Below are 24123 nucleotides of genomic sequence, written 5' to 3'. Positions count from 1 at the left end.
CCCTGGCTGACCCACTTTCAAAAAGTGGGTCAGCTCTTTTTGTACACATGTTAGTGCATATCTATCCCGCATAGTTCTATTAAAAAAGATTAGAAACTACAGCTTATCCTGAATCTAGCCCTTTCAAATGATGATTTTTTGCTTAATACCATATATACTCTTAATAGAAGGAAAGCTATATGCTATGCGGATCTAAAGCATAGATAAGCATTTTCTCGCTCGTCATCACCCTTCGTGTTGTGCCTCCTGTCTGTTGCCAACAACAGGAGCGAAAAGAACCTATAGTGGATATGCAGCGCATAGTTGTTAGCAGACGTATGTGCTGGCATTATATGGTTCAAACGTGACTGCGAAAAGGAAGGATGCTATGTCGCAACCACATGTACGTCTACGCATACTCTTCGTTCTACTCTTCGTTTTTCTCTTTAGCCTTGGTACGATCCTTTTTGTTCCCCAATCCTTATCTCATCATGTTGCCCGTGCAGCAGCGACCTACAACGTTCTATTTGATAATGCGCACGCTGAGACCGCTGGCAACGCCGATTGGGTCATCAGCACCAGCCAGCCAGATCCGCTGGCTCAGAATTCCAATCCTCAGGTAGAGACGGATTGGACCGGTGGCATCAGCGCCTGGGGCGTGGCGCTGCAGAAAACGGGTCGTTATAGCCTCAAAACGAACACCAGTGCCATTACCTATGGCAATAGCAGCAATCCCCAGGATCTGAGCCACTTCAATGCCTTTGTGATTCCTGAGCCAAATACCCTGTTCACCAGTAGCGAGAAGACCGCCATCCTGAATTTTGTCCACAATGGTGGCGGCCTGTTTATGATTGCCGACCACACCGGTAGCGATCGCAACAACGATGGCAATGACTCGCTCAAGATCTTCAACGATCTAATGAACAACAATGGAGTCAAGAGCGATGTCTTTGGTATCCAGTTTGATGCTCTCAATATCTCCTCTGAAAATCCCAGCAACGACACCCCTAATGGTGATCCTCTTTTGAATGGGCCCTTTGGGACGGCGCAGGGAAGTATTATTCGTAACGGCACCACGGAGACGCTGAACAAGACCGACAATCCTGCCGCCCATGGTATCATCTATCGCGCCAGCTATTCGAATACCGGCACAACTGGCGCCTTCTTCTCGGGCAGCAGCTATGGAAGCGGACGCGTGCTGGCCATGGGTGATAGCTCCGCGATTGATGACGGCACCTGCTCTTCTGGAAATACCTGTTACAATGGCTGGAATGATCCGGCGGCGCAGGACAATATTCTCTTCCCCAACGGAACAGAATGGCTGGCCTCGGGTGGTTCTGGCTCTAATCCTACACCTACACCGCAGCCTACCAGCACCCCGACACCCCATCCTACCAGCACTCCTACGCCTCAACCCACCATTACACCAACGCCAACACCGACCGGTAACTTGTTGAAGAATGGTGGTTTTGAGAGTGGCAGTTCACCCTGGGTCGAGAGTTCCAGCGGTGCATACGAGATCGTTGATAGCTCAAATCCTCATACCGGTTCCTATGAGGCATACCTTTGCGGCTACAATAACTGCCAGGACACGATCTATCAGACGATCACTATACCAGCTGGCAGCACAGCGGCGACCCTGAGCTACTACTGGTACGTTACCACGACCGAACCCACGCATTCCTATGATTTCTTATCCATCCAGATCCGCAACACGAGTGGAACCGTTCTGGCTACGCCGCAAAAACTGAGCGATGGTAGCACGACGGGCCTGTGGCAGAAATCATCATTCGATATCAGCTCCTATAAAGGGCAGACCATCGAGATCACATTCGCGGCCACCAATGGCAGCAAGAATCCGACCTCATTCTATGTGGATGATGTCGCCGTCGCTACCAACTAGTGTATTGTCGTAGCAAGTCATTATGTGCATGGCCTGGTTCTTCTGCTTCTGGCAGATAGATCAGGCCGTGCGCATGTATGTTCCTCTTTTGCTGCTGTATTCCGTGTAAACATCGGGAGGAGTTTTTCTTCATCTCTGCTTTGAACTCGAACGCATACGGCAAAGATAGATAGAAAAGAGTGTTACACGAGATATGCAGCCTCTTTTCCTAGCACGAAAGAGAAATGGGGGTCTATGGCTAAACAGCTAGTTAATGACGTTCCTACCATAAAGCCTATCGAGACAGCCAGTGTCCGCGAGCAAAACGCGGCTCAATTAGATGCGATTGCCCGCTATCGCCGTTTTACCAATTACCTGGCCGCAGCACAGATCTATTTAAGGGATAATGTGTTGCTTGAGGAGCCTTTGAAGCCCGAGCACATCAAAGACCGCTTGCTGGGGCACTGGGGGACGAGCCCTGGCATCAACCTTGTCTATGCCCATTTGAATCGTTTGATTATGCAGCATGACCTGGACATGTTCCTGGTGACCGGGCCGGGCCATGGGGCTCCAGCCAATCTGTCTAACCTCTACCTCGAAGGATCGCTGCACGATTTCTACCCCCAGCTCACCTTTGACAAACAGGGATTGCATAATTTTATCCGTCGTTTTTCCTGGCCCGGAGGCTTTCCCAGCCATCTTTATCCTGGTGTGCCTGGTACCATTCACGAGGGTGGAGAGTTAGGATATGCGCTGGCGACCGCCTTTGGCGCGGCCATGGATAATCCAGACCTGATAGTTGCCTGTATCGTGGGTGACGGTGAGGCCGAGACTGGCCCAACAGCGACCGCCTGGCATTGCTATAAATTCATCAATCCGGTTGAATCGGGTGCGGTACTGCCGATTCTGCACCTCAATGGATACAAAATCTCTAATCCAACCATTTATGGCACTATGACAGATGAGGAGCTTGGCAGCCTCTTTACCGGTTATGGATACCAGATTCGGTTCGTTGAGGGTGACGAGAATGATGATCTGGATGCGCAGATGTATGCCGCTATGAATTGGGCATATGGAGAGATCCGATCCATCCAGCAGGCGGCCCGCCAGGGGACGCCGCAGGTCAAGCCACAATGGCCGCTGATCATTATGCGCACCCCCAAGGGCATGACTGCCATTAAAGAGCTCGATGGTGAACCGATCGTTGGATCGTACCGTTCCCACCAGGTTCCCATTGAAGACCCCAAGACCAATCCTGAGCATCTGGCGTTGCTGGAGCAGTGGTTGCGTTCATACCATATTGAAGAACTGGTGACAGATGAGGGGCGACCGAAAGCAGAGATCTTAGAGCAATGTCCGGTCGGAGATCGTCGCATGGGGAAGAATCCTCATACCTACGGTGGCAAGATTATGAAGGAGCTCGACCTGCCACCGATCAGCGACTTTGCCGTCGAGGTGGACCGGGGCATGCCTTCACGCCGTGGTGGCACCAATATCAGTAGCATGGAACAGGTCGCGCTCTATCTGCGCGAGGTTATTCGACGCAATCCCCATCTTTTCCGCATCTTCAGTCCCGATGAACTGCAATCCAATAAGCTGGGTGCGGTACTGGATGTGAAGCCACGCGAATATGAGTGGCCGGTGCCGCCGCATAACGAGAAGGTGGCCGCGCAGGGAGGACAGGTGGTTGAGGTGCTCAGCGAACATAACTGTGAGGGCTGGCTGCAGGGCTATATCCTCACCGGTCGTCACGGTCTGTTTCCGACCTATGAGGCCTTCCTGAACATCATCGTATCGATGATGGACCAGTTCGCCAAGTTTTTGAAGATCTCCGGCGAGTTTTCCTGGCGCCTGCCACCGCCATCGCTCAACTACCTGGAGACCTCGACCCTGTGGCGACAGGAGCACAACGGCTTCTCTCATCAGAATCCGGGCTTTATCAACTCGGTGCTCAATAAGAAGGCCAATGTGGCCCGTGTCTACCTGCCACCGGATGCTAACTGCCTGGTCAGCACGATGGATCACTGCATGCAGAGTACCGGTAAAGTCAACCTCATCATCGCTAACAAGCAGCGCATGCCGCAGTGGCTCTCAATGGACGAGGCCATCGCCCATTGCCGGGCTGGTGCGTCGATCTGGCCCTGGGCCAGCACTGACGAAGGTGTTGATCCCGATGTCGTGCTGGTTGGTATTGGTGATAACACGACGCTGGAGGTTCTGGCGGCCGCGCAGATCTTGCGCGACGAACTGCCCGATCTGCGGGTGCGCGTCGTTAACGTAACCGACCTGTTTGTGCTGCAGCATAAATCAGAACATCCGCATGGCTTACAGCAGGATATGTTCGAGGCGCTCTTCACCAAAGACTGCCCCGTAATCATCAACTTCCACGGCTATCCATCGGCGGTACAGACGCTGTTGTTTGGACGTCACAATATTGATCGCCTGATCATCAACGGGTATCGTGAGGAAGGAACGACGACCACGCCATTCGACATGAATGTGCGCAATGGCACCAGCCGCTATGACCTGGTTATCCAGGCGATCCGCCATGCCGCCGCCAGAAATCCGCGTGTAGCCGTGTGCGCTAACAGCATGATCAGCCAGTATGAATACCGGCTGGCCGCCCACCACGACTACATCCAGGCTAACGGTTCCGATCCCAAAGAGATCGTAGAATGGAAGTGGCACTAAACCCTGTCTCAAACCAAAAGAGAGCATTGGAAGGGTACCCTTACGGGCGCCCCTCCAATGCTCTCTTTTGGTTTGTTATCAGCTACATGCCGGGTACGAGCTCTACTTTGTGCCAGCCTTCCTGGCGCTGATCGAAGACTTTATAGGCATCGATGGCATTACTCATCTCATCAACCTGGGTAATGATCGTGGTCGGGTCTATAGCGTTTACACGCACCAACTCAACCAGGTGAGGAACGTATTTGCGGTGATTACAGTTGCCCATGTTGATGGTGAGGTTCTTGTTCATTGCCATACCAATCGGGAAGAACTGATCTGTAGGCGGATACACGCCAATGACGGATAGCGTACCGGCCTTGGCCAGTGCCTGCACAGCCCATTCAGAGACCTGAGAGGGCGCATCGCCGGGATGCCAGTTATCTCCCTGCGGATTGGCCTGCGGCGCGACCTTCTGCACTTCTTGCTGGTAGGTCTCGGACTGCTGCCGTGCCTGCTCGGCTGCGGGACCCGATTGGGGTTTATTTGCATCTACGCCAACCGCATCGATGGCGCTATCGACACCAATACCACCGGTCAGGCGTTTAAGAGCTTCCACGGGATCTTCGGCGTTATAGTCGATAACTTCAGCCCCTAATTCACGGGCCTTCTCCAGGCGCGAGGGAATGGTATCGATGGCGAAGATGCGTCCGGCATCCATCAATTTAGCGCTCGCGATAGCGAACAATCCGACCGGTCCACAGCCGAAGACCGCCACAGTATGACCCGGTTTAATATTCGCCATATCGGCTCCGAAGTACCCGGTTGGGAAGATGTCAGAGATAAGAATTGCCTTATCATCGGTTACTTCCTGTGGAAGCTTAACCAGATTGGCATTGGCGAATGGGACACGAGCCTTCTCAGCCTGCAGTCCATTAAATGGGCCGGTTTCTTTAGGACCACCAAAGAAGGCGGTGCCAGCTGACTTTCCATTTGGATTGGCATTGTCACACTGGGAGTAGTAGCCAGCGCGGCAGTAAGAGCAATAGCCACAGGCGATGGTGGAGGGGATGACCACCCGATCGCCGACCTTCAGGTTTCTCACATCGGAGCCGATCTGTTCCACAATGCCGACGCCTTCATGTCCCAGGATCGTTCCTGGCACCATACCGGAAAAGGTGCCGCGCACCATATGTAGGTCGGTTCCGCAGATCGCGCTGGAGGTTAACTTCACGATCGCGTCAGTAGGCTGCTCTATCTTTGGCTCTGCTACATCCTCTAAGCGTATATCACCGATATCATGAAATACAACTGCTTTCATGGGTTTTATATCTCCTGATCTCTTCTTTAAGTAATATTTTCTTTTCTCGCATTTATGTAACATATTATGATTTGTTACTATATCTGTTCACGAGGCAGAGCAAAAAAAGTAAACAAAGTAATCTCGTCAGAGATAGTTTTAGAGGTTATACAGAGAGCAGCGGTGCCGCGGCACCGCTGCTCTCTGTATAACCTCTAAAACTATTCTTCTACTTTTCGGGAGTGTTGTATAAGAAGCAGTTGGTCCAGTGGCCGCCTCCCAGGTCGGTACGCTCTGGGAAGCGCTGCTTACAAACGGGCATGGCATGGGGGCAGCGTGTATGAAAGCGACATCCGCTGGGTGGATGCAACAGGCCGGGGATCTCGCCACGCGCCGGTAGCTCAACCAGTTCGGGCGCTTCATTGGTGTCGAGATTGACACGGGCCGGATTGGGCGCGGCAGAGATCAAGAGCTGCGTGTACGGGTGGGCCGGATGCTGGATGACTTCATCACTGGGGCCGCCCTCGACGAGCTGGCCCGCGTACATAACCACCGTCTCCTCAGCGAAGTAGCGGGCGCTGGCGATATCATGCGTGATAAAGAGCAGGGCCAGCCTCTCTTCATCTTTCAGGCTGAGCAGCAGGTTGAGGATGTCCAGCCGGATAGAAACGTCGAGCATCGACACGGGCTCGTCGGCAAGCAGTACCTCGGGTTGCACCGCCAGGGCACGCGCGATCGCGATACGCTGCCGCTGACCTCCACTGAGTTGATGTGGATATTTATCAATGAATTGTTCGGCTGGCTCCAGGTTCACGCGCCGCAAAAGTTCAAGCAACAGCTCTTCTTCCTCCGTGCGCGACCGAGCGCGGCGATATACACGCAGGGGACCCGCCAGATGGTGGCGAATGGTATGGACCGGATTGAGCGAGGAAAAGGGATCCTGAAAGATAAGCTGCACATGGCGGCGATATTCACGCAGCACTCCATAGCTGCGCTTCTTAAGGTTGATGGGCTGTCCCCGAAAGCGAATCTCGCCCTCCGTTGGATCATACATGCGCGCAAGCAGACGCGCCATGGTAGATTTGCCGCTGCCGCTTTCACCGACCAGGGCGGTGGCCTTACCGGGATAGAGGGCCAGGGAGACATCCTCTACTGCGTGGATAAAGGCTGACGCCCGCAATGGACTCCCTTGCCGACTGGCAAAATACTTCCGTATATGCAGTGCCTCTAAAATGGCATCCGGCTGCTCTTCTTCGGCTAAATGATTCTCCGGCTGATCGATTTTTTGCACTATGCTCTCCTTCCACGTTTCTCTGAAGCCAGGGCATAGCCCTGTTCGATCTTCTCAATAGTGGGCGCCTGCTCCCGGTAGGCTTTATCGTAGAGATGGCAGGCCACCTTTGACCGATCTTCTTCCTGCGTCTCTGCTTGAGGCTGTTGCTCGTCTTTATGTGAGACCAGGGGCGGGATATATTTCGGGCAGGCGTCAAAGACCATGGGGCAGCGTGTTCTAAAGGCGCAACCGGATGGGACATGGCGTAGATCGGGGGGCGAGCCCGGAATACTATACATTTTTTTCTTTGGACCAACCAGCGACGGAAAGGCATTGAGCAGGCCATAGCTATAGGGATGGCGCGGATGCCGATAGATATCTCCCCGCGTACCAGTCTCAACGATGCGGCCCGCGTACATAATGGCGATCTGATCAGCGACCTCCAGCAGGAGCGAAAGATCATGGGTAATAAAGATCACCGCAAAATTCAATTGCGTGCGCAGGCGCAGAATCTCGGTCAAAATTTCGCGCTGCACCACCACATCCAGGGCGGTGGTTGGCTCGTCCAGGATTACCAGTTCGGGATTGAGCGCCAGGGCGATGGCGATAATGGCTCGCTGGCGCATGCCACCGCTTAGCTCGTGAGGATAACTGTACTGACGATCCGGCGAAATGCCGACTAATTGTAACAGCTCACCCACTCGTTCTCGCAGCGCCTGCCTATCCATTCCTGGACGATGCGTATGCAGCACGTCGATGATCTGGTCCTTGATCGTCATCACCGGATTCAGCGCGTTCATAGCGCTTTGAAAAACGACTGCGATCTCGCTCCAACGCAGCTTTTGTAGCTGCGACGCCGAAGCATGTAAAACATCGAGCGGCGCGTTGCCCACAATTGTAGCATCACTGGCCGCTGGTCGCCGAAGCCATCCAGCGCCGTTCGTTTTCTCGGAGGAGGGACGGGCATAGTAGAGCGCCTGTCCCTGAGTAATCACGGCCGGTGGACGCAGCAGCCGGGCTACCGCATAGGCCAGCGTAGATTTGCCGCTACCGCTTTCACCGGCCAGCCCAAGGATCTCGCCACGTCGGAGCTTAAAGCTGACATCATTGACGGCGTGCACGGCCCCATTTTCCGCCTCATAATCAACACAAAGGTGTTGCACATCCAGCAACGTCGTTGTATCACTATTATCCTGCTCCATTATGATTCGCGCTCCTTTTCTGCCGTTGAAACTGCCACCGCTTGATTCTCTTCTTGTCGGTTGTGTTTGAAGCGTCTGCGATGCTGGCGCAGGCGTGGATCCGCCACCTCATCGATACCGATATTAATAAAGGTTAAGCCAGCGCCTAAGAGCACCACGCAGGCGCCGGGTGGCACGAACCACCACCATGCTCCCTGAATCAGTGCCTGTCCATTCTGTGCCCAGTAGAACATACTACCCCAGCTGACGCTGCGGATATCACCCAGGCCCAAAAATTCCAGACCCGCAGCCGCCAGTACGACGGAGAGCATGGTCCCGACAAAGCCAGCGGCGATGATTGCCAGCATATTGGGCAGCATCTCATCAAAGATGATCTTCGCCGTGCTAATGCCGCTGGCTTGTGCGGCCTCAATGAAGTCGCGCTGACGCATCGAGAGCGTCTGGGCGCGAATAATGCGTGCGTGTCCCGCCCAGCCAGTGATCGCGATGACAATAGCCACCGTCAGTGGTCCCTTATAAGGAATGTAGGCAGCCAGCAGCAGGGCCAGCGGAAAGCCTGGCAAGACCAGGAACACGTTGGTAATAAAGGTCAGGATATCGTCGACGAGGCCACCAAAGTAGCCTGAAGTCAGACCAACAACGGTATAAATAAATGTTACGATGACGCCTGCCACGAAACCCCATAAAATAGAGGAACGTGTCCCGATCATCAACTGCGCAAAAACGTCTTGTCCAGATTGCGTTGTACCCAGCCAGTGGGCCGAAGAGGGAGGCTCCAATATATCCAGTGTCAGAGCTGTTGGATCATAGCGAGCGATCATTGGACCAAAGATGGCCAGCAGGACAAAAATGCCCACAATGATGCAGCCCGTCATCATCTTGGGATTGATGATGAGGATGTGCCAGAAGCGCGATAGAAGGTTGGATCTGGGACGCTTGCCTCCAGATGAACTACCACTCTGTTTATCGGTGGTTTCGGTCAATGCGATAAATTGTTCATTGCTATTGTCCGGCATTGGCGCGGCGTTAAAAGGAGGGGTTGAGGCCATATCTTACTTTCCTCCTACGCGCACTCGTGGATCAAGTGCTGCATATGTGAGATCGGCAATAAAGTTGGCGGCCAGTACGGCCAGCGAAAGAATCAGGAACACGCCCTGCATCAACGCATAGTCTTTATCGCCGATCGCCTGAACGAAGGCGAAGCCAATACCTGGATAGGAAAAGACGGTCTCGGTCAGCAACTGACCCGAAACGATAAAGCCCAGCGCGAGCGCAAAGCTGGTGATGCTAGGAAGGATAGCATTGCGGGCCGCGTAGAGCAACATCACTCGCCCCCGGCTCAAGCCTTTCGCTTGTGCCATCAGTATATAGTCTTCCGATAGTGTCGTGATCATGGTATTGCGCATCGTCAGCATCCAGCCGGCCAGGGAAGACACAATAATCGTCAGGGCTGGCAGTATCGCATGTGAGAGGACGCTCACGATAAAGTCGGGATCGAAGGAAGGCACCAGTCCCTCATCGTAGCCGCCATTTAGCGGGAACCAGTTGAACGTAAAACCAAAGACGTACAGGCAGATAAAAGCTAGCCAGAAATATGGAATACCAGAGAGCATCATAATCATTGGTGAAATGATCGTATCGACCTTCGTACCACGTTTCCAGGCATTTAAAACGCCCAGCAATGTACCCAGGATAAAACTGATCAGCAGGGTTAGCAGGCCCAATCCTAGCGTCCAGGGCATGCGCTGTGCGATGATCGTCGATACCGTGGTCGGAAAATAGTTGGTTGATACGCCCAGATTGCCATGAAAGAGATTGTTAATATATTGAAGATATTGTACCCAGAGGGGGTCATGAGAAATACCAAATTGAATTTCCAGAGCCTGAATCATTTCCGGGCTTGGATTTTTATCGCGAAAGCGAGCAAGAATAGCCTGAGCCGGGTCCCCAGGTACCAGCCGGGGCAAGAAAAAATTGATGGTAAGCGAAACCCAGGCAGTAACAATATAGAAACTGATTCTACGTAGTAAGTAGCGCATCCGCTAACTCCTTGAAAAGGGCTGATGAAGTGTTGGTGCATCGGGCGCGCATTGCGCGCCCGATGCACCAACACTTCAAACCGTATCGGGTGCCTCAAGCACCCTCCTGTTCGGAAGAGACTCATATTTCCGGCGCGCCGGAAATATGGCACCTCTAGCGAGGCTTGATAGCTAGCATAATCTGTAAGGGAGAAGCAGCCGTTACATATGGGTTATCATTTGATGGCCAGCCGGTAAAGCGTGACGAGTTGTACTCAAACCACACAGGAGCGTCGAGCAGAGGGATCGTTGGCACCTGTTCAACAAAGATCTTCTCAATTCCCTGCATCGCCTGTTTCTGTGCGCTTTGATCGCTGGTTGCGGCATACTGGTTCAGTAGTGCATCCGTATGTGGGTCTTGCCAGCGAGCGAAATTGGACTGTGATGATGTACCAATGGGTGCGCTACGCGCGCTATTGAGCGTACGGTTGTAATAATAGTATGGAGTCAGGCCACCGCCATCGGAGTCGACGGTAATGTCATACTGCCCATTCTGTTTATTATTGTACCAATCGGTATACGAGAGCGTATTCACGCTGGCATCGATGCCGGCAGCCTTCAGGTTCTCAGACGCCACCTGGCAGAGCAGGATTTCATCGCTATATGAGTTGGGCACGTCGATCTTGAACGACAGGCGTGTCCCATCCTTGCCGACGTACACCCCATCTTTACCCAGTGTATAGCCAGCGTCCTCCAGGGTCTTTTTCGCCTGCTGCACATCCGGCTTGAACGAGAGATTAGTATACTCTGGAGCCATGTAATCCTTTGCCGCTGGCAAAATGAGGGCGGTCGGATTGGCGACCTGCATATAGCCGTTCTCCGCGACTTTTGACATCTTTGAGCGATCGAGTGCCTGGCTGATAGCTTTGCGCACCGCTACCTGATTGAATGGTTTCTTGGCGTTATTGGGATAGAACATGAGCGTCGCGTTTGGATACAGCCAGAAATGATGGTTGGTTGTATCCTTCTGAACGTAGTTCTTCTCCAGGTTAGGTGTAAACACCTGCGCCATATCCAATTTATTGCTGATAAGCTGTAGGACCAGTGTATCATTCGATTTATAGATTGGATAATTGATCTCATTGAACGCTGGTTTACCAGGCTTCCAGTAACTTGTATTCTTTGTCAACGTTACCATTTGTGGTGTGAAGGTCTTCAGCTTGAATGGTCCCGTACCCACCGGAGTCTTATCGACGTATTTGGTTGGATCGCCAACTTTTGACCAGATATGGGCGGGTAGCATCTGCAAACGTCCCAGATACCAGAGCATAGGTGTATTCGCGGTTTTGAAATGAAGCGTCACAGTATGATCATCGGGTGTCATAACATCCGACAGGTATTTCCAGATAGCGCTTACATCCATACCTGGGTACTGCTTCATCGCATCAAATGTGAATTTGACGTCTTTAGAGGTAAAGGGCTGGTTATCATTCCACTTTACATTATCCTTGAGCGTAAAGGTAAGCTGCTTATTATTATCACTAAACTGATATTTGGTGGCCAGCCAGGGATTCATTGTCCCGTTGGCATAATTCGTAAATAATAATGATTCATAGATCATATCAGCTGGCGGACCGCCGGATGCTGACGCATAAGGATTAAAGTTGTCGATATACTCATCACCAACTTCGCCCACCCATAAAGGATTCGCCTTTTTTGAATTCGTGCTTGTGCTCCCGCAAGCGTTAAGGATAAAGGAAACGAGCAATAGCATCGTTAAAAATAGAATGCTACCACTTACTCGATAACCGAATCTCCTTTGATTTGTGGTGATTAACACTACCATAACCTCCCTAAAACCAATTAATTGCACAAACTGATCTAGTGCTTCACTATTTGTACGTAGAAGGGCTACAGAAAGAGTCAAGCAGTAAAATATACAGGCGGTAATTGTCTTCTGTGAGCGGTTTCACGGGCTCATAGCCTGTTATAATAAGAAAACATTATTTGTCTTCTTTCTACTCTACCATCTAGCAAGATGGAATGAAGATAGCCGCCGAAGAACTTTTATTCTTCAGGCGGCCATACATCTCGATATATTATTACGCGTGATCAGACTCAGGTCAGGCTGACGTCGTCGATGGTGGCCCAGCCATTGATGGCGTGGGCATAGTACCATACTTTGATGCTCTGTCCTGCCGTGGCGCTAAAGGTAGTGCTGTAGAACTGGTAGCCAACATTACCAGTGATGCTGAGGTTTCTCACCTGTGTCCCATTGACGTCGGCTCCGAACTGTACATTACCGGTGTTATTGGCGGCATAGGCGGTCAGGGTATAGGTGCGTGTGGCCGGGGCCGTAATGGTCTGGAACATACCAACATCACTGGAAGAGGTTGGATGCAGGTAAGCATCATAGGTGCCGCTATGTGGATAGTTGGTCTCGACTCCTGCCAGTGATGGATGGAGCTCGCCGCTCCACGGAGGCAGGTTGCCGCTTTCAAAGCCAGCATTGGAGAGCAGATTGGTTGCTGCCGGTGGGTCGATCTCGACTCGATCGAGCGCGGGCCAGACATTGCTGCTCTGTGGATTTTTACGACCGGTGACCGTGATCTTGAGCGTATGCGCACCTGATGAGAGCTGTGGGCTCTCCCACATCAACTGATTGCCGGCGCGGTGAGCGGCGTAGAAATCTACCTCCCTGGCCGTTCCACCATCGATGGAGACAGTGGCGATACCCTCGTTGCTATCTTTGACCCCGAAGAGGCGAATACGCGAACCGTTAAACTGCACGCTGGCTGTAGCCCCGGCGGTGCCACTCCAGCTGTTGCTGCCATTGTACAGGCCCGATGTGTCATTGCCACAGCCGCCGGTACAGTGTCCCCAGTTGGCTGAATAGTTAAACTGATTGAGTCCCGTCCCCTGTACCGAGTCATCCACCTCTGTCACCCCTCCCGATCCGCTGTAGGCGACGTTGTGAACTACGAAAGTTGTGATGGATTGTGCCGGCAGCGTACTGGTAAAAGCACTATTGGTAATAGAGACGTTAGCGATCTGAGCCAGATTCTGACTGGCTGTTGTCTGGTAGGGGGTTGCCGAGCTACCTACGCTATTGAAGTTGGACAGGTTATAGGTAACATTGGTGCTACTAGAAGAGCTGTTGGTTGAGACAAGGACCAGGGTTTGTGAACCTGCATCGTAAGCACTGAAGGTATTGCTATCGCTGTTTCCGATCATCTTATAGCCGGGACGGGCAAACTTGCTATAGTTGCCCATGGCATAGTAGCGGGAAGGGTAGATGATATTGCCATTGCTATCAGTGCTCGCCAGTCCCCACAGGTCGTTGATTGAGCCACCGTTGCCCGATCCCCCTGATGAAAAGTAGTTATCCGCTGCCTGCCAGATGACCCAGGAGGAGGGATGCAGATGCTGCTCATCGGTGAGAATCTCTTGTGACAGGGTGATGCCAGCAGCGATCGGACTGCTTTGAGCGCCCGTTCCCCATTCCGACATCCATAGCCGTTTATTGCCGGCCTGGCCGATGTTGTTGTAAGCGTAGTCCCGATCGCCAGTGCTGCCGCCATAGGTGTGCGTATTGTACTGCGCCATGTAGCCCTTTGCGCTACTATCATAGGAATTATAGTCATTATTGGAGCGGTCAACTGAGGTATCGTCGGGTGCCGACACCTGCGAATAGGCCGAGGCCCCCGTTTGATCGAGCTTCGCGCCCAGCTTATTCACAATTGTATTCTGCGTACTGGTAGAAACATTGGTTCCCTCTTGATCACCATTGTAGTTCCAATAGCCCGGCGTTGGCTCGTTGAACGGCTCAATCGTCTGAAGCGTCAGGCCCCAGGTATCATGGAAATGCTGGGCGATGGTGGACAGATAGCTGGCGTAGTCGTCATAGTGACTGCTGCTGAGGTTCTCCGAGTTGCCGCTGGCGCCAGAGGTACAGTTATTGGTGGTCATCCAGGCAGGCGGTGAATTGACAAAGCCCTCGAAGACGTTGGCTCCTCTGGCCTGGGCGGCCTGCAGCACCCAGCGCTGATTGGCATCCTGGGTCCAGTCGTAGCTGCCGCTGGTCGGCTCATAGGTTGGAATGTTGGTGTAGATGCCGGCTTTGCCGTTGGCGATCGAATTGTGGCACACATTACCCGGACCATCGGCGCCAAAGTTGTAGCGCAGCACATTGAGTCCGATGCCGCTGTTGGGATCAAATAGCTTATCGGCGAGTGGTATACGCTGGCTGTCGTTCAGGCTACCGGCCCAGTTGGCCCACCAGGCCATGCTTGTGCCCCAGCCCTGGATCGTTTGAAACTGTTGACTCGGATACACGGTTACACTATAGTCTGCGTATGCTTTTTGCTCATTGCTGATTGACAACAGTGTGCCTGCTGCAATGATGAGCGTTAGCGCCCCTAAGCGCGCCAGTGTCTGCAAGCGTCGTCTTCCATGATGACGTATCACCTTCATGCCCTCCTTTGCATGTATGCAGCCAAATTCCTCTGCAGTAATTGTACCAGCTTCGCCTGTATAATCCTAGCACTTTTATAGCCTCATTTTATACTCAACATTAGCAGTAGTCTGCTCTTCCCTTCTTTTATCTATGCAGAGGCAATGGTTGTACGTAATGTACCGAGATCTCTAGTGCTTCTTTGCTTAGCTGATCAACATATCTGAGGCCAGAGCGTGTCTGAAATCAGATAGAGAAAAGAAAAAAAGGAAAAGAGCAATATTATGATACAACGACTAATGTTTACTTTGGGCCGAGTTTTATTTAACGTTGTGCGCTCGCGCAAGCGGGCTGCAAAACCCGAAAAGGGAGCGGTGAGCCCTTCGGCGCTTGCTGAAGAGGTGGAGCGCACCGTAGGCATTGAGGAGGCCACACGTCGCTTTCTGATTTCGTTTCTGCTGCCGCTGTGGATGATCGCTGGCCTGCTCGACTGGCGTCACCATAAACGCACAAAGATCGAAGCGACGGCCGGCACCCATGAGTCGATGATCCATGCCCTGATGATGGGGGAGATCAGTCTGCCGCTGTACTCCCCTATGCGGAAGAGTTCTGGCGCTGCTATAGTACCGATAAATCTCTGGCCTCCCACCCTGAGACCCGACACCAATAGTTTCTTCAAGTGCTGGTGCATTGCGCGCAATGCACCAGCACTTGAAGAAACGAGAGGCGCCCGCGTATGCGCGCTCACGCACCCCGGGTGTACCACCATAGAAGGGATCGTTTTATTGATCCTTGCGTATAACCAGCAGATGTACTTGATAGGGCTCGAAGGTCAATGGGAGGTTGTGCAGATCCTGGATTGATTGAGACTCAGGTGTGCTCTGCCAGGCATCATGGTATGAATATGATCCGTGCTCTAGTCCTAACTGGTGCGTATCGATCTGGGCACTTGTCTGGATGGGCTGATTGGATACGTTGACGAGTAGAAGCGAATTGTATTCCCCCTGATGACGAGCCACCGCATAAATAGCCTCGTGTTCTACGCTCACGGCAGTGTAGTGTACGCTCCCCTCACGAATTTCAGGCAGATCATTGCGCAGATGATGGACCAGGCGTATCTCATCTTCAAGTTGCTCTTCACCACCGACGAAGGTCATATAGGCACCCCCACTGAGCGAGAAAATCGCCAGCAATGCACGTGTCGCCTCAATGCCAAATTGTTCACGGCGCCACTTCTTACCCGCGCCAGGCCACCAGAATGTATCATGCGAGTCAATATGGTGGGTAATCAAAGATCCCGGAGGCAAGACCGCGTTGCGATCACGGAACCATGCCGCCAGTTCCCTGCCATTTCTGGTTTTAGTATGCTGATCTGGCTGTCCGGGCACCGATCTTAGTACTGCATTGATCAGCCAGTGTTCATCGTAGTTATATGTGACATCAAGTGCCTGGCGAAACAAAGCGCCGGATGGCTCGGTGTAGAGTAAGATATCATCTTTCAGAGCTTTCAAGTGAGGGCGCAATTGCTCAAAGAGCGAAAGAACTCCCAGTGGAGAGTAGCTAGCCCGCTTCTGGGTCGCTGTCGACCAGTTCGGCAAATCATTATAGGTTGGTGCGTCAAAGCGGAAGCCGTCAATATCGAGCTTACGCACCAGCATCTCCGTCGCCTCACAGAAATAATTCTGCCAGGAAACATTAGCGACATCAAAGGCTTTGGTATACATACCAATAATATTTTGCGCCGAATCGCGCATAAACCACTCGCGATGCTCATCAGCCAGTGGATGACGAGGATGTGATCCACCGTTCCAATGCGGCTCAAAGTCCAGAATATGGCGACACCAGGCAATTAAGTAAGCATCGCTATCCGCTGCAAACATCTTCTCTTCTATTGGAATGTCATCATCCAGGCGAGTGGCATATGGACCTGAGCGAACCGTCTCCGCTACCTGTGCCATCACCTCTTGATCGATCACTCCATGCATCAGAATATCTAGCAGGACACGGATGCCGAGCTGATGACATTTTTGTACCAGTGCGCGCAACTGCTCTTCATCCCCATAGGATGTCGAGATATCAGCGTAGTCATGCACATTATAGCTAGGATACGGCTGGCGTGGCATAATCTCCAGCGTGTTGAAGCCCAGTCCCTTAATACGTTCCAGGTCAGCGTAGAGATCCTGGACCGTTGGATATGGCGCGTAACGATAGCCGCCCCAGAAGGGTGCATAGCCAACCTGAACCTCAAAGATACTGGCCGTTGTAATCCACTCAGGACGATCATTGGGTGTACTTAGATTAAGCGTCCTATACCAGCTCGCAACATTGTCACGTGTCTCTTCCCAGGTGCTTGTTAGCGCATCGAATTCAATGGCGCGATAGATGAGTGTATCATTGGAGGTCAGACGACCAGCTAAGGTAGTATTGAGCATGATCTGCAGCGTAGCGTCTTTCGTCTGCGCGCTAATAGAGCCAATTTCAGTACGGCAGAATGGCCAGACCACCACTACCTGGCGTTCCGCTGCATTATGGAGCGCCATCAATCCAGTGGAGCCATCCACACCAGCAACAGACGATACTCTGATGGCCCGCTCAAGTTCCGCCGCTGAAATTCCTGGCCGAACCGCATTGCCTGGGGCCTCAAAGTTCCAGCTCTTCAGATCATCAGGCTGTAATGTAATTGTGAGCTCAACATTGCGCAACGTGGCTGGATCTGCCTCTGTAGCCAGCAGAGGACGTATCTCAAATGAGAGCTCCAGACGTGGATGACGTGGTCGGAACGTATAATGCCAGCGCATCTGCCAATTCTCAGCCTCCGTAACGACCGTGTACGTTTCCTGATCGCCATCCAGGCTATAGATGGGCGCTTCATTGGTGCGCCGCACATCCGTAATCTGATGGGTATCCTGATAGATGAGGCCAAAGGGGAGGCCTCGTGCCTCATAGCCATCAGTACTGATATCTACAGAAAGGCGTACGGGAAGTGTTTTATCACCCTGAAGCAGACCCTGGATCAGGCCGGTCTGTGGATTCAGCTGCAAGCCAAGCTGCTGATAACGATCGTAAAGAACAAAAGCCGTATCTTCTCTTTGCTGTGTAGACATAATGATCCGCTCCATTCAAAATAATGTGTGTTGCATCGCTATTTGACAAAGGCCTTTACCACTTTGCATGGGGTCGCTGGTGACAGGTTGCGCAGCGTATAGTTGCCAACACTGGCCGGAATAATAATGCTCTCGGCAAAGCGTAGCTCAACCGCGGAGTTGCCAGGAGTGAGAATCTCACAGCGCTCCCCTTCAACCAGGTTGAGCGCGACAAACTTGCCAGCGGTGTGATCATTGATCTGAGAACGGAACTCCAGCCGATGAATAGCGAAGAAGAGCTGCTCAATATTGCCAATGCTATATTCTGCCCAATCAATACCTTCGCGCAGGAGTGTGGGAGAAGGACATAGATGCTCGCCTACCCAGTCCGTACGGCGTGCGGGTTCAAGATTGGCAAAGGCATGGTCTAGATGGACATGGCGCAGCTTCCCTGACAGATCACTACGGAGATAATCATAAATCTTAAAGGTGAAGATATATGGTGTGGCGCTAATCTCCAGTACCAGATTATTGGCGCCACTACAATGGACCGTGCCGCTGGGGATCAGAAAGAGATCATGTGGATGGCTGGGCTGGCTATTGACATAGGTATTGATATCAAACGGCACCTGCTGATCGCGGGCCGCGTATGCCGCAGCCTTAAAGCTCTCCAGATCAGTCTCCTCACGTAGTCCCAGATAGACTCGTGCCTCGGGATCACAGGTTACGATATAATATGTTTCATCCTGCGTGAAGGGCTCACCAAATTCATTGCGAATATAGTCAACGCGTGGATGCACCTGGCAGGAAAGATTTGTTCCTCCCATCGTATCTAGATAATCGAAACGGATCGGAAAGTAGCTACCATAGCGCGCGGCAACCGCAACGCCCAGCACGGCATCGGTTTCAAGCCACAGCAGATAGTCGAAAGCACATTCGATCGATTGCTCACCATTGCCCAGCAGCAATCCATTCTCTGGCGCGATCAGCTCAAAGGACCAGGCATAATTGGGCTGCTCAGGAGGCAAGCCAAACTGCTCTTTCATCCACTGCCCACCCCAGGGGCCGGGCGCGAACCAGGGTTTAACGCGGAATGGTTGTTGCGCCAGCGCATGCAGAGCGTTGCGAAAATCATCGCCTGAGACTGTCCGTGGCGCATCACAGAATGTGCCATCCACATAGAGATCTAGCCGACTGAGCTCCTGACGCTTAATGCGATTCAACATTGGCCAATCAACAAAGTAGAAACGCTTATAGGTCTGGCCAAAGGAGAGGTGTGTATGGGAGCCTACGTTGGAGACCACTCCCTGGCTGGCCAGGGCCTGCCCCCGGTCTTTCGGTACATCAACATAGATATGCATCCCCTGTGGGACGAGGAGCGAGGCCCCATATCCATAGACAATACGGATACCAGCCAGATCTTCCAGCGACGTGCGCAACTGTTGCACAGCCGAGGCATCCCAGAGTTCTGTAAGCGTGCCATGATACAACCTGCCGAATACAGGATCGTTTGTCAGAGAGCTTTCCAACGCTTGATCCAGCCGCTCCTCAGGGAGAAAGCAGCTATCCGTTGAGAGCCAGTGCGCCTGAATACCAAGCTGATCAAGAGCTGTGCGCAGGTGCGTGATAAAGGGCGTCCATGGCAGGCCAACAAAGCCATCTATGCTGATCAACGTCAGCGAGTTGTCGTCTTGTAAGCGTGTGAAAATTTGTTGCGCCAGGCCATTATGGCCACGTTCTATCTGGAGCTCGGGAAACACATGTATCGGCTCGGTGCGGTAAACATAATTCTTGCTAGACATAAAGAGACCTTCTTGAATAGTGCGATCATCCTGGGATGACGGATCAACGTTAAAAGTCGCGCCAGATATCACCAACGAGTTCAGGGTTGGCCATAAATCTGTAGAGTTCGGGGTTTTCCAGCCAGGAGGTATACATAGGCCGATCGGCAGGGATGCCGAGCAGGGGGAAGTCCGCAGGCGTGGCGTTGTGTACTTCTGGTATCGTCGTATAACGGGGATTGCGAGCCAGCGTGCCATCAGCAAGGAAAAAATAGGCTGGTCCGCCAAGGGCCCGCAGGTGCTCGTACTCCAGCTTATTTTCACGCGCGCACCAGGCGCCAAAGGAGACCGGCTCGTCACCTTCTGTCACTACCAGGTGGACCCAGCCGAAAGGGATCACCAATTTATCACCCGGACCAAACGGCACCAGGTATGCGCGTGTCACATCCGGAGCGCACTCCTTTTGCAGGTAGACCTGGCCATGGCCGGTCCAGAACTCGTAGACTTCGGAGTAGCGCAGGCCCGTACCAGGTTTTTCTGAATGGATATGACCCTGACTACGTAAACGCTCATTGCCTAGCGTACCATGATTGTAGACAACCGAACCGTAGAGGAGACCTTGCTGCTCAATCGCCGAAAAATCCTCCTTACGACCGATGTCCATATAAATAGTGTAGAGATGATCAGGTCCCTGTGCCTGTGTGTCCGCCAGCATCGGCCGTGCCTGTTGCAGAGTGCGCACCTCGCCGTCGGGATGGAAGATATCCGCACCGAAATCGAGCCGTAACTGCTCCTCATTGAGTCGCAGATCCATGCCACTAAGAGAACGCAAATCCTTCATAATCGAAAAACTCCTTTTGCTATAGACCATGTTTAAAGATAAATATCTGGCTGGGAGATCGACGCAGCGACGCCAAAGAGTGCCGCCATATCTCCCAGTGCAGCCGGTACTATTGCCACGCGGCCACGTGGAATTGTCCAGGCGTGAGAGTTGACATATGCCTGTACTGCTGACAGGAACAGCTGATGTGAGTGTATAAAGCCACCCCCTAGCACCACCACATCTGGATCATAGGCATGGATCAAGGAGACGATGCCACAGCCAAGGTGATGGGCAAATGTATCAACAATCGCGAGAGCGAGTCGATCATGTTGGGCTGCTGCTGCAAAGAGATGACGTGGTGTGTGTGCGGTTGTATGTAAGAGAGAAGAGGGATCTTTGGCCAGTCCTTCCTCGATCTGGCGTATTAATGCGCTCGTGCCCACCAGTGCCTCCAGGCAGCCCACATTGCCACAGCTACAACGTGGTCCATTGGCCTGAATCGTCAGGTGTCCGCCAAGAATACCCCGGATACTACGCTGACCGCGTAGCAGGCGTCCGCCAATCACCACGCCGCTCCCGACGCCGGTACCCAGCGTCAGGCAGAGCATATTTTGATAGCCGCGTCCCGCCCCATGTATAAACTCGCCCAGAGTATACATCCGAGCATCATTTTCAACAAAGATAGGTCGTCCAAGCTCCTGAGAGAGTCGCTCGCCCAGAGGAACATGGATCAACTCACGTAGCGCTTCATTAACATCAAGTATGATGCCTGATTGCGGATCGACGATGCCACGAAGTGAGAGGCCGATAGCGGAAATAGTATGTTGTGCCAGCGCTGCCCGACTCAAGCGTATAATGCTACCCAGCACATCATCTGTTTGGTCTCCAGCCGTATGATTGAGAGCTACAACCTCTCCTTTGATCAGCGTATCGCCACGGATAATCCCGGTTTTCATCCGCGTCCCTCCCACATCAAAGGCCAGGATAGCGTCTTGCGCTGAGATCACCCTGTCAGCCATAATCTACTCCTTTAGGATGTTATTCTTCGCTGGCGGGCAGAAATTCAACCTCGATACGTGCGCGATCGCCACGTTGTAACGCCTGCGAATACTCAAATGCTCGCCCATTCGCCAGGTATGCGGTACTATCCAGGCGCAGCAGGGGGCTACCAAGCGCGATATCGAGTAAGCGAGCTTCCCATTGTCCAGCCGAGACCGCTTCCAGGTTGCGTTTGCCATGGGCAATGCTCAACTGGTAGCGATGTTGCAGGTGTTGATAGAGTGAACCGGTAGAGATATCATCGTGTTCCAGGCCGGGGCATAGATATTCAGGGATATAGGTGGTCGAGACCAGAATCTTCTCTCCTGCTACCGAACGTACACGCACAATCACGTGAACTGGTTCGCGTGGGGAGATCCCAAGCTGTAAAGCGACCTCTACTGGAGATGGGATGATTTCCTGCCGCAACACCTCTGTCGTCAGAACCAGCCCGCGCCGCTGCATATCTTCAAAAAAGCCGAACGCGCGTTGGACAAAGTGCTCCTGTAGCTTGGGAGAAGCCACAAACGTCCCTTTCCCCTGCACGGCGCGCAATTTGCCATCCTGGACCAGTTCGGCGATCGCACGGCGTACAGTAATACGGCTAACGCCAAACTCCCGGCACAACTCTGGCTCCGAAGGGATCAGAGCACCAACCGCCCATTTACCGTCAGCAATCTGCCCGAGCATAACCTCTTTAATGATGTGGTACTTAGGCAATGGCGTCCGGGAACTTAAGTGTGTATTATGTTCAGCATCTAGATGCGCGCGATCTACAGAATCCATGCATTCAATCATTTCTGGGCAAGGGAACAGATATATATACTGACCCCGCATTAACTTGTAGCTAACTTATAATTACGTCATAATCAAGTCGTTATAACGACTTGATTATGACGTAATTATAAGTTAGCTACAGAACGTTGTCAAGCGATAAGGAAGAAGTATTTCCGAGGACGTGGAAGGTGAGGTGAAAAGAGCAAGATGGAAGAAGTTTTTTTGATCTGTCGCGATTATACTGACTAATAGGGAGCGCACTGCGCTGTCTATCATAGGCATGGGAAGGCTATCAACGTAAAAGAGGAATATGGCTATGCCAACTGCTCAGGTAATTCTCCCGCCGATACTGCGCGAGAAAACCAATCAGCAGTCTTGCCTGAACGTAGAAGGGGCCACGATTCGCGATATTATTGCGGACCTGGAGCAACAGTTTCCAGGACTTCGTTTCCATCTCTGCTACGAGACCGGTGAACTGCGTTCATATGTCAACATCTTTATTGACCAGGCCAATATTCGCTATCTAGGAGGCCTGGATACGCCCGTTACCGCTGGGGCGCGTATCCTCGTCATTCCCTCGGTGGCCGGAGGCTGACAACAGTTCCACTTTCGTAAAGGAGATTGAAACATGATGCAACGGAAAAAGTACCCCTCGGGTACGGTAGTGCTGACGGTGGGTACGAAGAGGGGGCTCTTCCTACTTTCCTCATCTGACCGGGTCAACTGGACGGTCGAGAATACTACGCTCAATGGTGGCCGTATTTTTTACGCGATCTTTGATCCTCGTGCCGATTATCGCCTGTTTGCTGCTGAAAATGGTGATTTTTTCGGATCCTTTATACGCTATAGTGATGATTTTGGCCAGACCTGGCAGGAGCCGCGTCGGGGTATTGAGTTCGCGCCCGATAGTGGTCTAAACCTGAAAAATATCTGGTATATCGAGCCGGGTCGTGCGCAGGAGCCCGGCGTTATCTACGCCGGTACCGATCCGGCGTGTCTGTGGATCAGCACGAATGGCGGCGAGACATGGGAGCCAAATACGGCCCTGCTTGAGCACCCAACCCGTGAACGCTGGGAGCCCGGCGCGGGTGGCCTCTGTCTGCATTCCATCGTGGCCGATTATGCCAATCCCGAACGCATGTGGATAGGTATTTCAGCCGTGGGCTGCCTGCGCACCGATGATGGGGGCAAGAATTGGAAGTTCGCTAATAAGAATACACGCGCCGACTTTCAGCCTGACCGTTATCCAGAGTTCGGTCAATGTATCCATCGCCTCCTGCAGCATCCCACAGAGCCGGATGTACTCTATCAGCAGAATCACTGCGGACTCTACAAGAGCTTGAATGCCGGTGACGACTGGATCGACGTGCATAGCAACCTGACCTCTGACTTCGGTTTTCCTCTCGCCCTTGATCCACACCATCCAGAAACGCTGTATTCGATCGTTGAAGGCGAGGGACGCCACAACCTCAGCGAGCATTTTACCGTCTATCGCACGCAGAACGCGGGCGAGGAATGGGAGGCGCTGACGCAGGGTCTGCCGAAGGGGCCTAATGTGCGCCTGGGTGTGTTGCGTCACGGTATGTGCACGGATGTGCTTGATCCCTGCGGCGTCTATGTTGGCACCAATACAGGACAACTCTTCGCCAGCAACGATCGCGGTGATCACTGGCAATTGATCGCTGACTTTCTGCCCACCATCTACTCGGTCAGCGCGACCTATCTGCCCTAACGGTTCTCACAACTCTTCCTCCGTCTTTCCCCTGAAGGGCGGAGGGTTAAACCCTCCATCGGCTGAGTTTCCTCTTGCTTGTTCTACGATGGTAGAATCTCTTATATGATAAGTG

Annotated in this window: 17 protein-coding genes; 5 read left to right on the top strand and 12 right to left on the bottom strand. The window is 52.5% G+C overall.

All coding sequences use genetic code 11. The features are described 5' to 3' along the window. Positions 1–367: 367 nt before the first annotated feature. Both AABA21_RS01620 and AABA21_RS01615 read left to right on the top strand, forming a co-directional pair. Positions 368–1882: a hypothetical protein gene (locus AABA21_RS01620; RefSeq protein WP_338247151.1), complete on the top strand. Its 1515-nt coding sequence runs from the start codon at positions 368–370 to the stop codon at positions 1880–1882. A 234-nt stretch (positions 1883–2116) separates the two neighbouring features. Further along, the gene (locus AABA21_RS01615) at positions 2117–4552 is read left to right on the top strand and encodes a phosphoketolase family protein (protein WP_338247150.1); all 2436 of its coding nucleotides are present in this window, start codon (positions 2117–2119) and stop codon (positions 4550–4552) included. 82 nt (positions 4553–4634) lie between these two features. On the opposite strand, the gene AABA21_RS01610 is transcribed toward AABA21_RS01615, so the two are convergent. The 7 genes from AABA21_RS01610 to AABA21_RS01580 form a co-directional block, all read right to left on the bottom strand. Continuing rightward, positions 4635–5849 (bottom strand): zinc-dependent alcohol dehydrogenase, encoded by a 1215-nt coding sequence (locus AABA21_RS01610; RefSeq protein ID WP_338247149.1) that lies wholly within the window; start codon positions 5847–5849, stop codon positions 4635–4637. A 208-nt stretch (positions 5850–6057) separates the two neighbouring features. Then, positions 6058–7119, bottom strand: coding sequence for an ABC transporter ATP-binding protein (locus AABA21_RS01605; RefSeq protein WP_338247148.1), 1062 nt, complete (start codon positions 7117–7119; stop codon positions 6058–6060). Next, positions 7119–8303, bottom strand: coding sequence for an ABC transporter ATP-binding protein (locus tag AABA21_RS01600; RefSeq protein WP_338247146.1), 1185 nt, complete (start codon positions 8301–8303; stop codon positions 7119–7121). The genes AABA21_RS01605 and AABA21_RS01600 overlap by 1 nt, the downstream gene beginning before the upstream one ends. After that, positions 8303–9352 carry an ABC transporter permease gene (locus tag AABA21_RS01595; RefSeq protein ID WP_338247145.1) on the bottom strand — a complete coding sequence of 350 codons (1050 nt, stop codon included), beginning with the start codon at positions 9350–9352 and terminating at the stop codon, positions 8303–8305. Before AABA21_RS01595 ends, AABA21_RS01600 begins: the two co-directional genes overlap by 1 nt. Positions 9353–9355: 3 nt before the next feature. Next, positions 9356–10342, bottom strand: coding sequence for an ABC transporter permease (locus tag AABA21_RS01590; protein ID WP_338247144.1), 987 nt, complete (start codon positions 10340–10342; stop codon positions 9356–9358). Positions 10343–10496: 154 nt separating this feature from the next. Next, complete coding sequence (locus tag AABA21_RS01585; protein ID WP_338247143.1) at positions 10497–12017, bottom strand: ABC transporter substrate-binding protein; 1521 nt, start codon at positions 12015–12017, stop codon at positions 10497–10499. Between the two features lie 422 nt (positions 12018–12439). Beyond that, the gene (locus AABA21_RS01580; RefSeq protein WP_338247141.1) at positions 12440–14788 is read right to left on the bottom strand and encodes a glycoside hydrolase; all 2349 of its coding nucleotides are present in this window, start codon (positions 14786–14788) and stop codon (positions 12440–12442) included. 270 nt (positions 14789–15058) lie between these two features. Between AABA21_RS01580 and AABA21_RS01575 the strand changes: the two genes are divergently transcribed. Beyond that, complete coding sequence (locus AABA21_RS01575; protein ID WP_338247139.1) at positions 15059–15637, top strand: hypothetical protein; 579 nt, start codon at positions 15059–15061, stop codon at positions 15635–15637. On the opposite strand, the gene AABA21_RS01570 is transcribed toward AABA21_RS01575, so the two are convergent. The 5 genes from AABA21_RS01570 to AABA21_RS01550 are packed head-to-tail and all read right to left on the bottom strand — an operon-like array spanning position 15557 to position 22189. Continuing rightward, positions 15557–17878 carry an alpha-amylase family glycosyl hydrolase gene (locus tag AABA21_RS01570; protein ID WP_338247137.1) on the bottom strand — a complete coding sequence of 774 codons (2322 nt, stop codon included), beginning with the start codon at positions 17876–17878 and terminating at the stop codon, positions 15557–15559. The two genes, AABA21_RS01575 and AABA21_RS01570, sit on opposite strands and share 81 nt — an antisense overlap. Positions 17879–17916: 38 nt before the next feature. Then, the gene (locus tag AABA21_RS01565) at positions 17917–19659 is read right to left on the bottom strand and encodes a class I mannose-6-phosphate isomerase (RefSeq protein WP_338247135.1); all 1743 of its coding nucleotides are present in this window, start codon (positions 19657–19659) and stop codon (positions 17917–17919) included. Between the two features lie 49 nt (positions 19660–19708). Continuing rightward, complete coding sequence (locus tag AABA21_RS01560; protein WP_338247133.1) at positions 19709–20479, bottom strand: glucose-6-phosphate isomerase family protein; 771 nt, start codon at positions 20477–20479, stop codon at positions 19709–19711. 32 nt (positions 20480–20511) lie between these two features. Further along, positions 20512–21480 (bottom strand): ROK family protein, encoded by a 969-nt coding sequence (locus AABA21_RS01555; RefSeq protein ID WP_338247131.1) that lies wholly within the window; start codon positions 21478–21480, stop codon positions 20512–20514. A gap of 19 nt (positions 21481–21499) precedes the next feature. Continuing rightward, positions 21500–22189, bottom strand: a complete 690-nt coding sequence (locus AABA21_RS01550) for a GntR family transcriptional regulator (RefSeq protein WP_338247129.1) — start codon at positions 22187–22189, stop codon at positions 21500–21502. Between the two features lie 403 nt (positions 22190–22592). Here AABA21_RS01550 and AABA21_RS01545 point away from each other — a divergent pair, with 403 nt between their 5' ends. Both AABA21_RS01545 and AABA21_RS01540 read left to right on the top strand, forming a co-directional pair. Next, positions 22593–22871: a MoaD/ThiS family protein gene (locus AABA21_RS01545; RefSeq protein WP_338247127.1), complete on the top strand. Its 279-nt coding sequence runs from the start codon at positions 22593–22595 to the stop codon at positions 22869–22871. 33 nt (positions 22872–22904) lie between these two features. Continuing rightward, positions 22905–24008: a WD40/YVTN/BNR-like repeat-containing protein gene (locus tag AABA21_RS01540; RefSeq protein ID WP_338247126.1), complete on the top strand. Its 1104-nt coding sequence runs from the start codon at positions 22905–22907 to the stop codon at positions 24006–24008. Positions 24009–24123 lie beyond the last annotated feature (115 nt).

It is taken from the genome of Dictyobacter halimunensis, from assembly GCF_036245075.1.
This window is presented reverse-complemented; position numbering and strand designations above follow the sequence as displayed.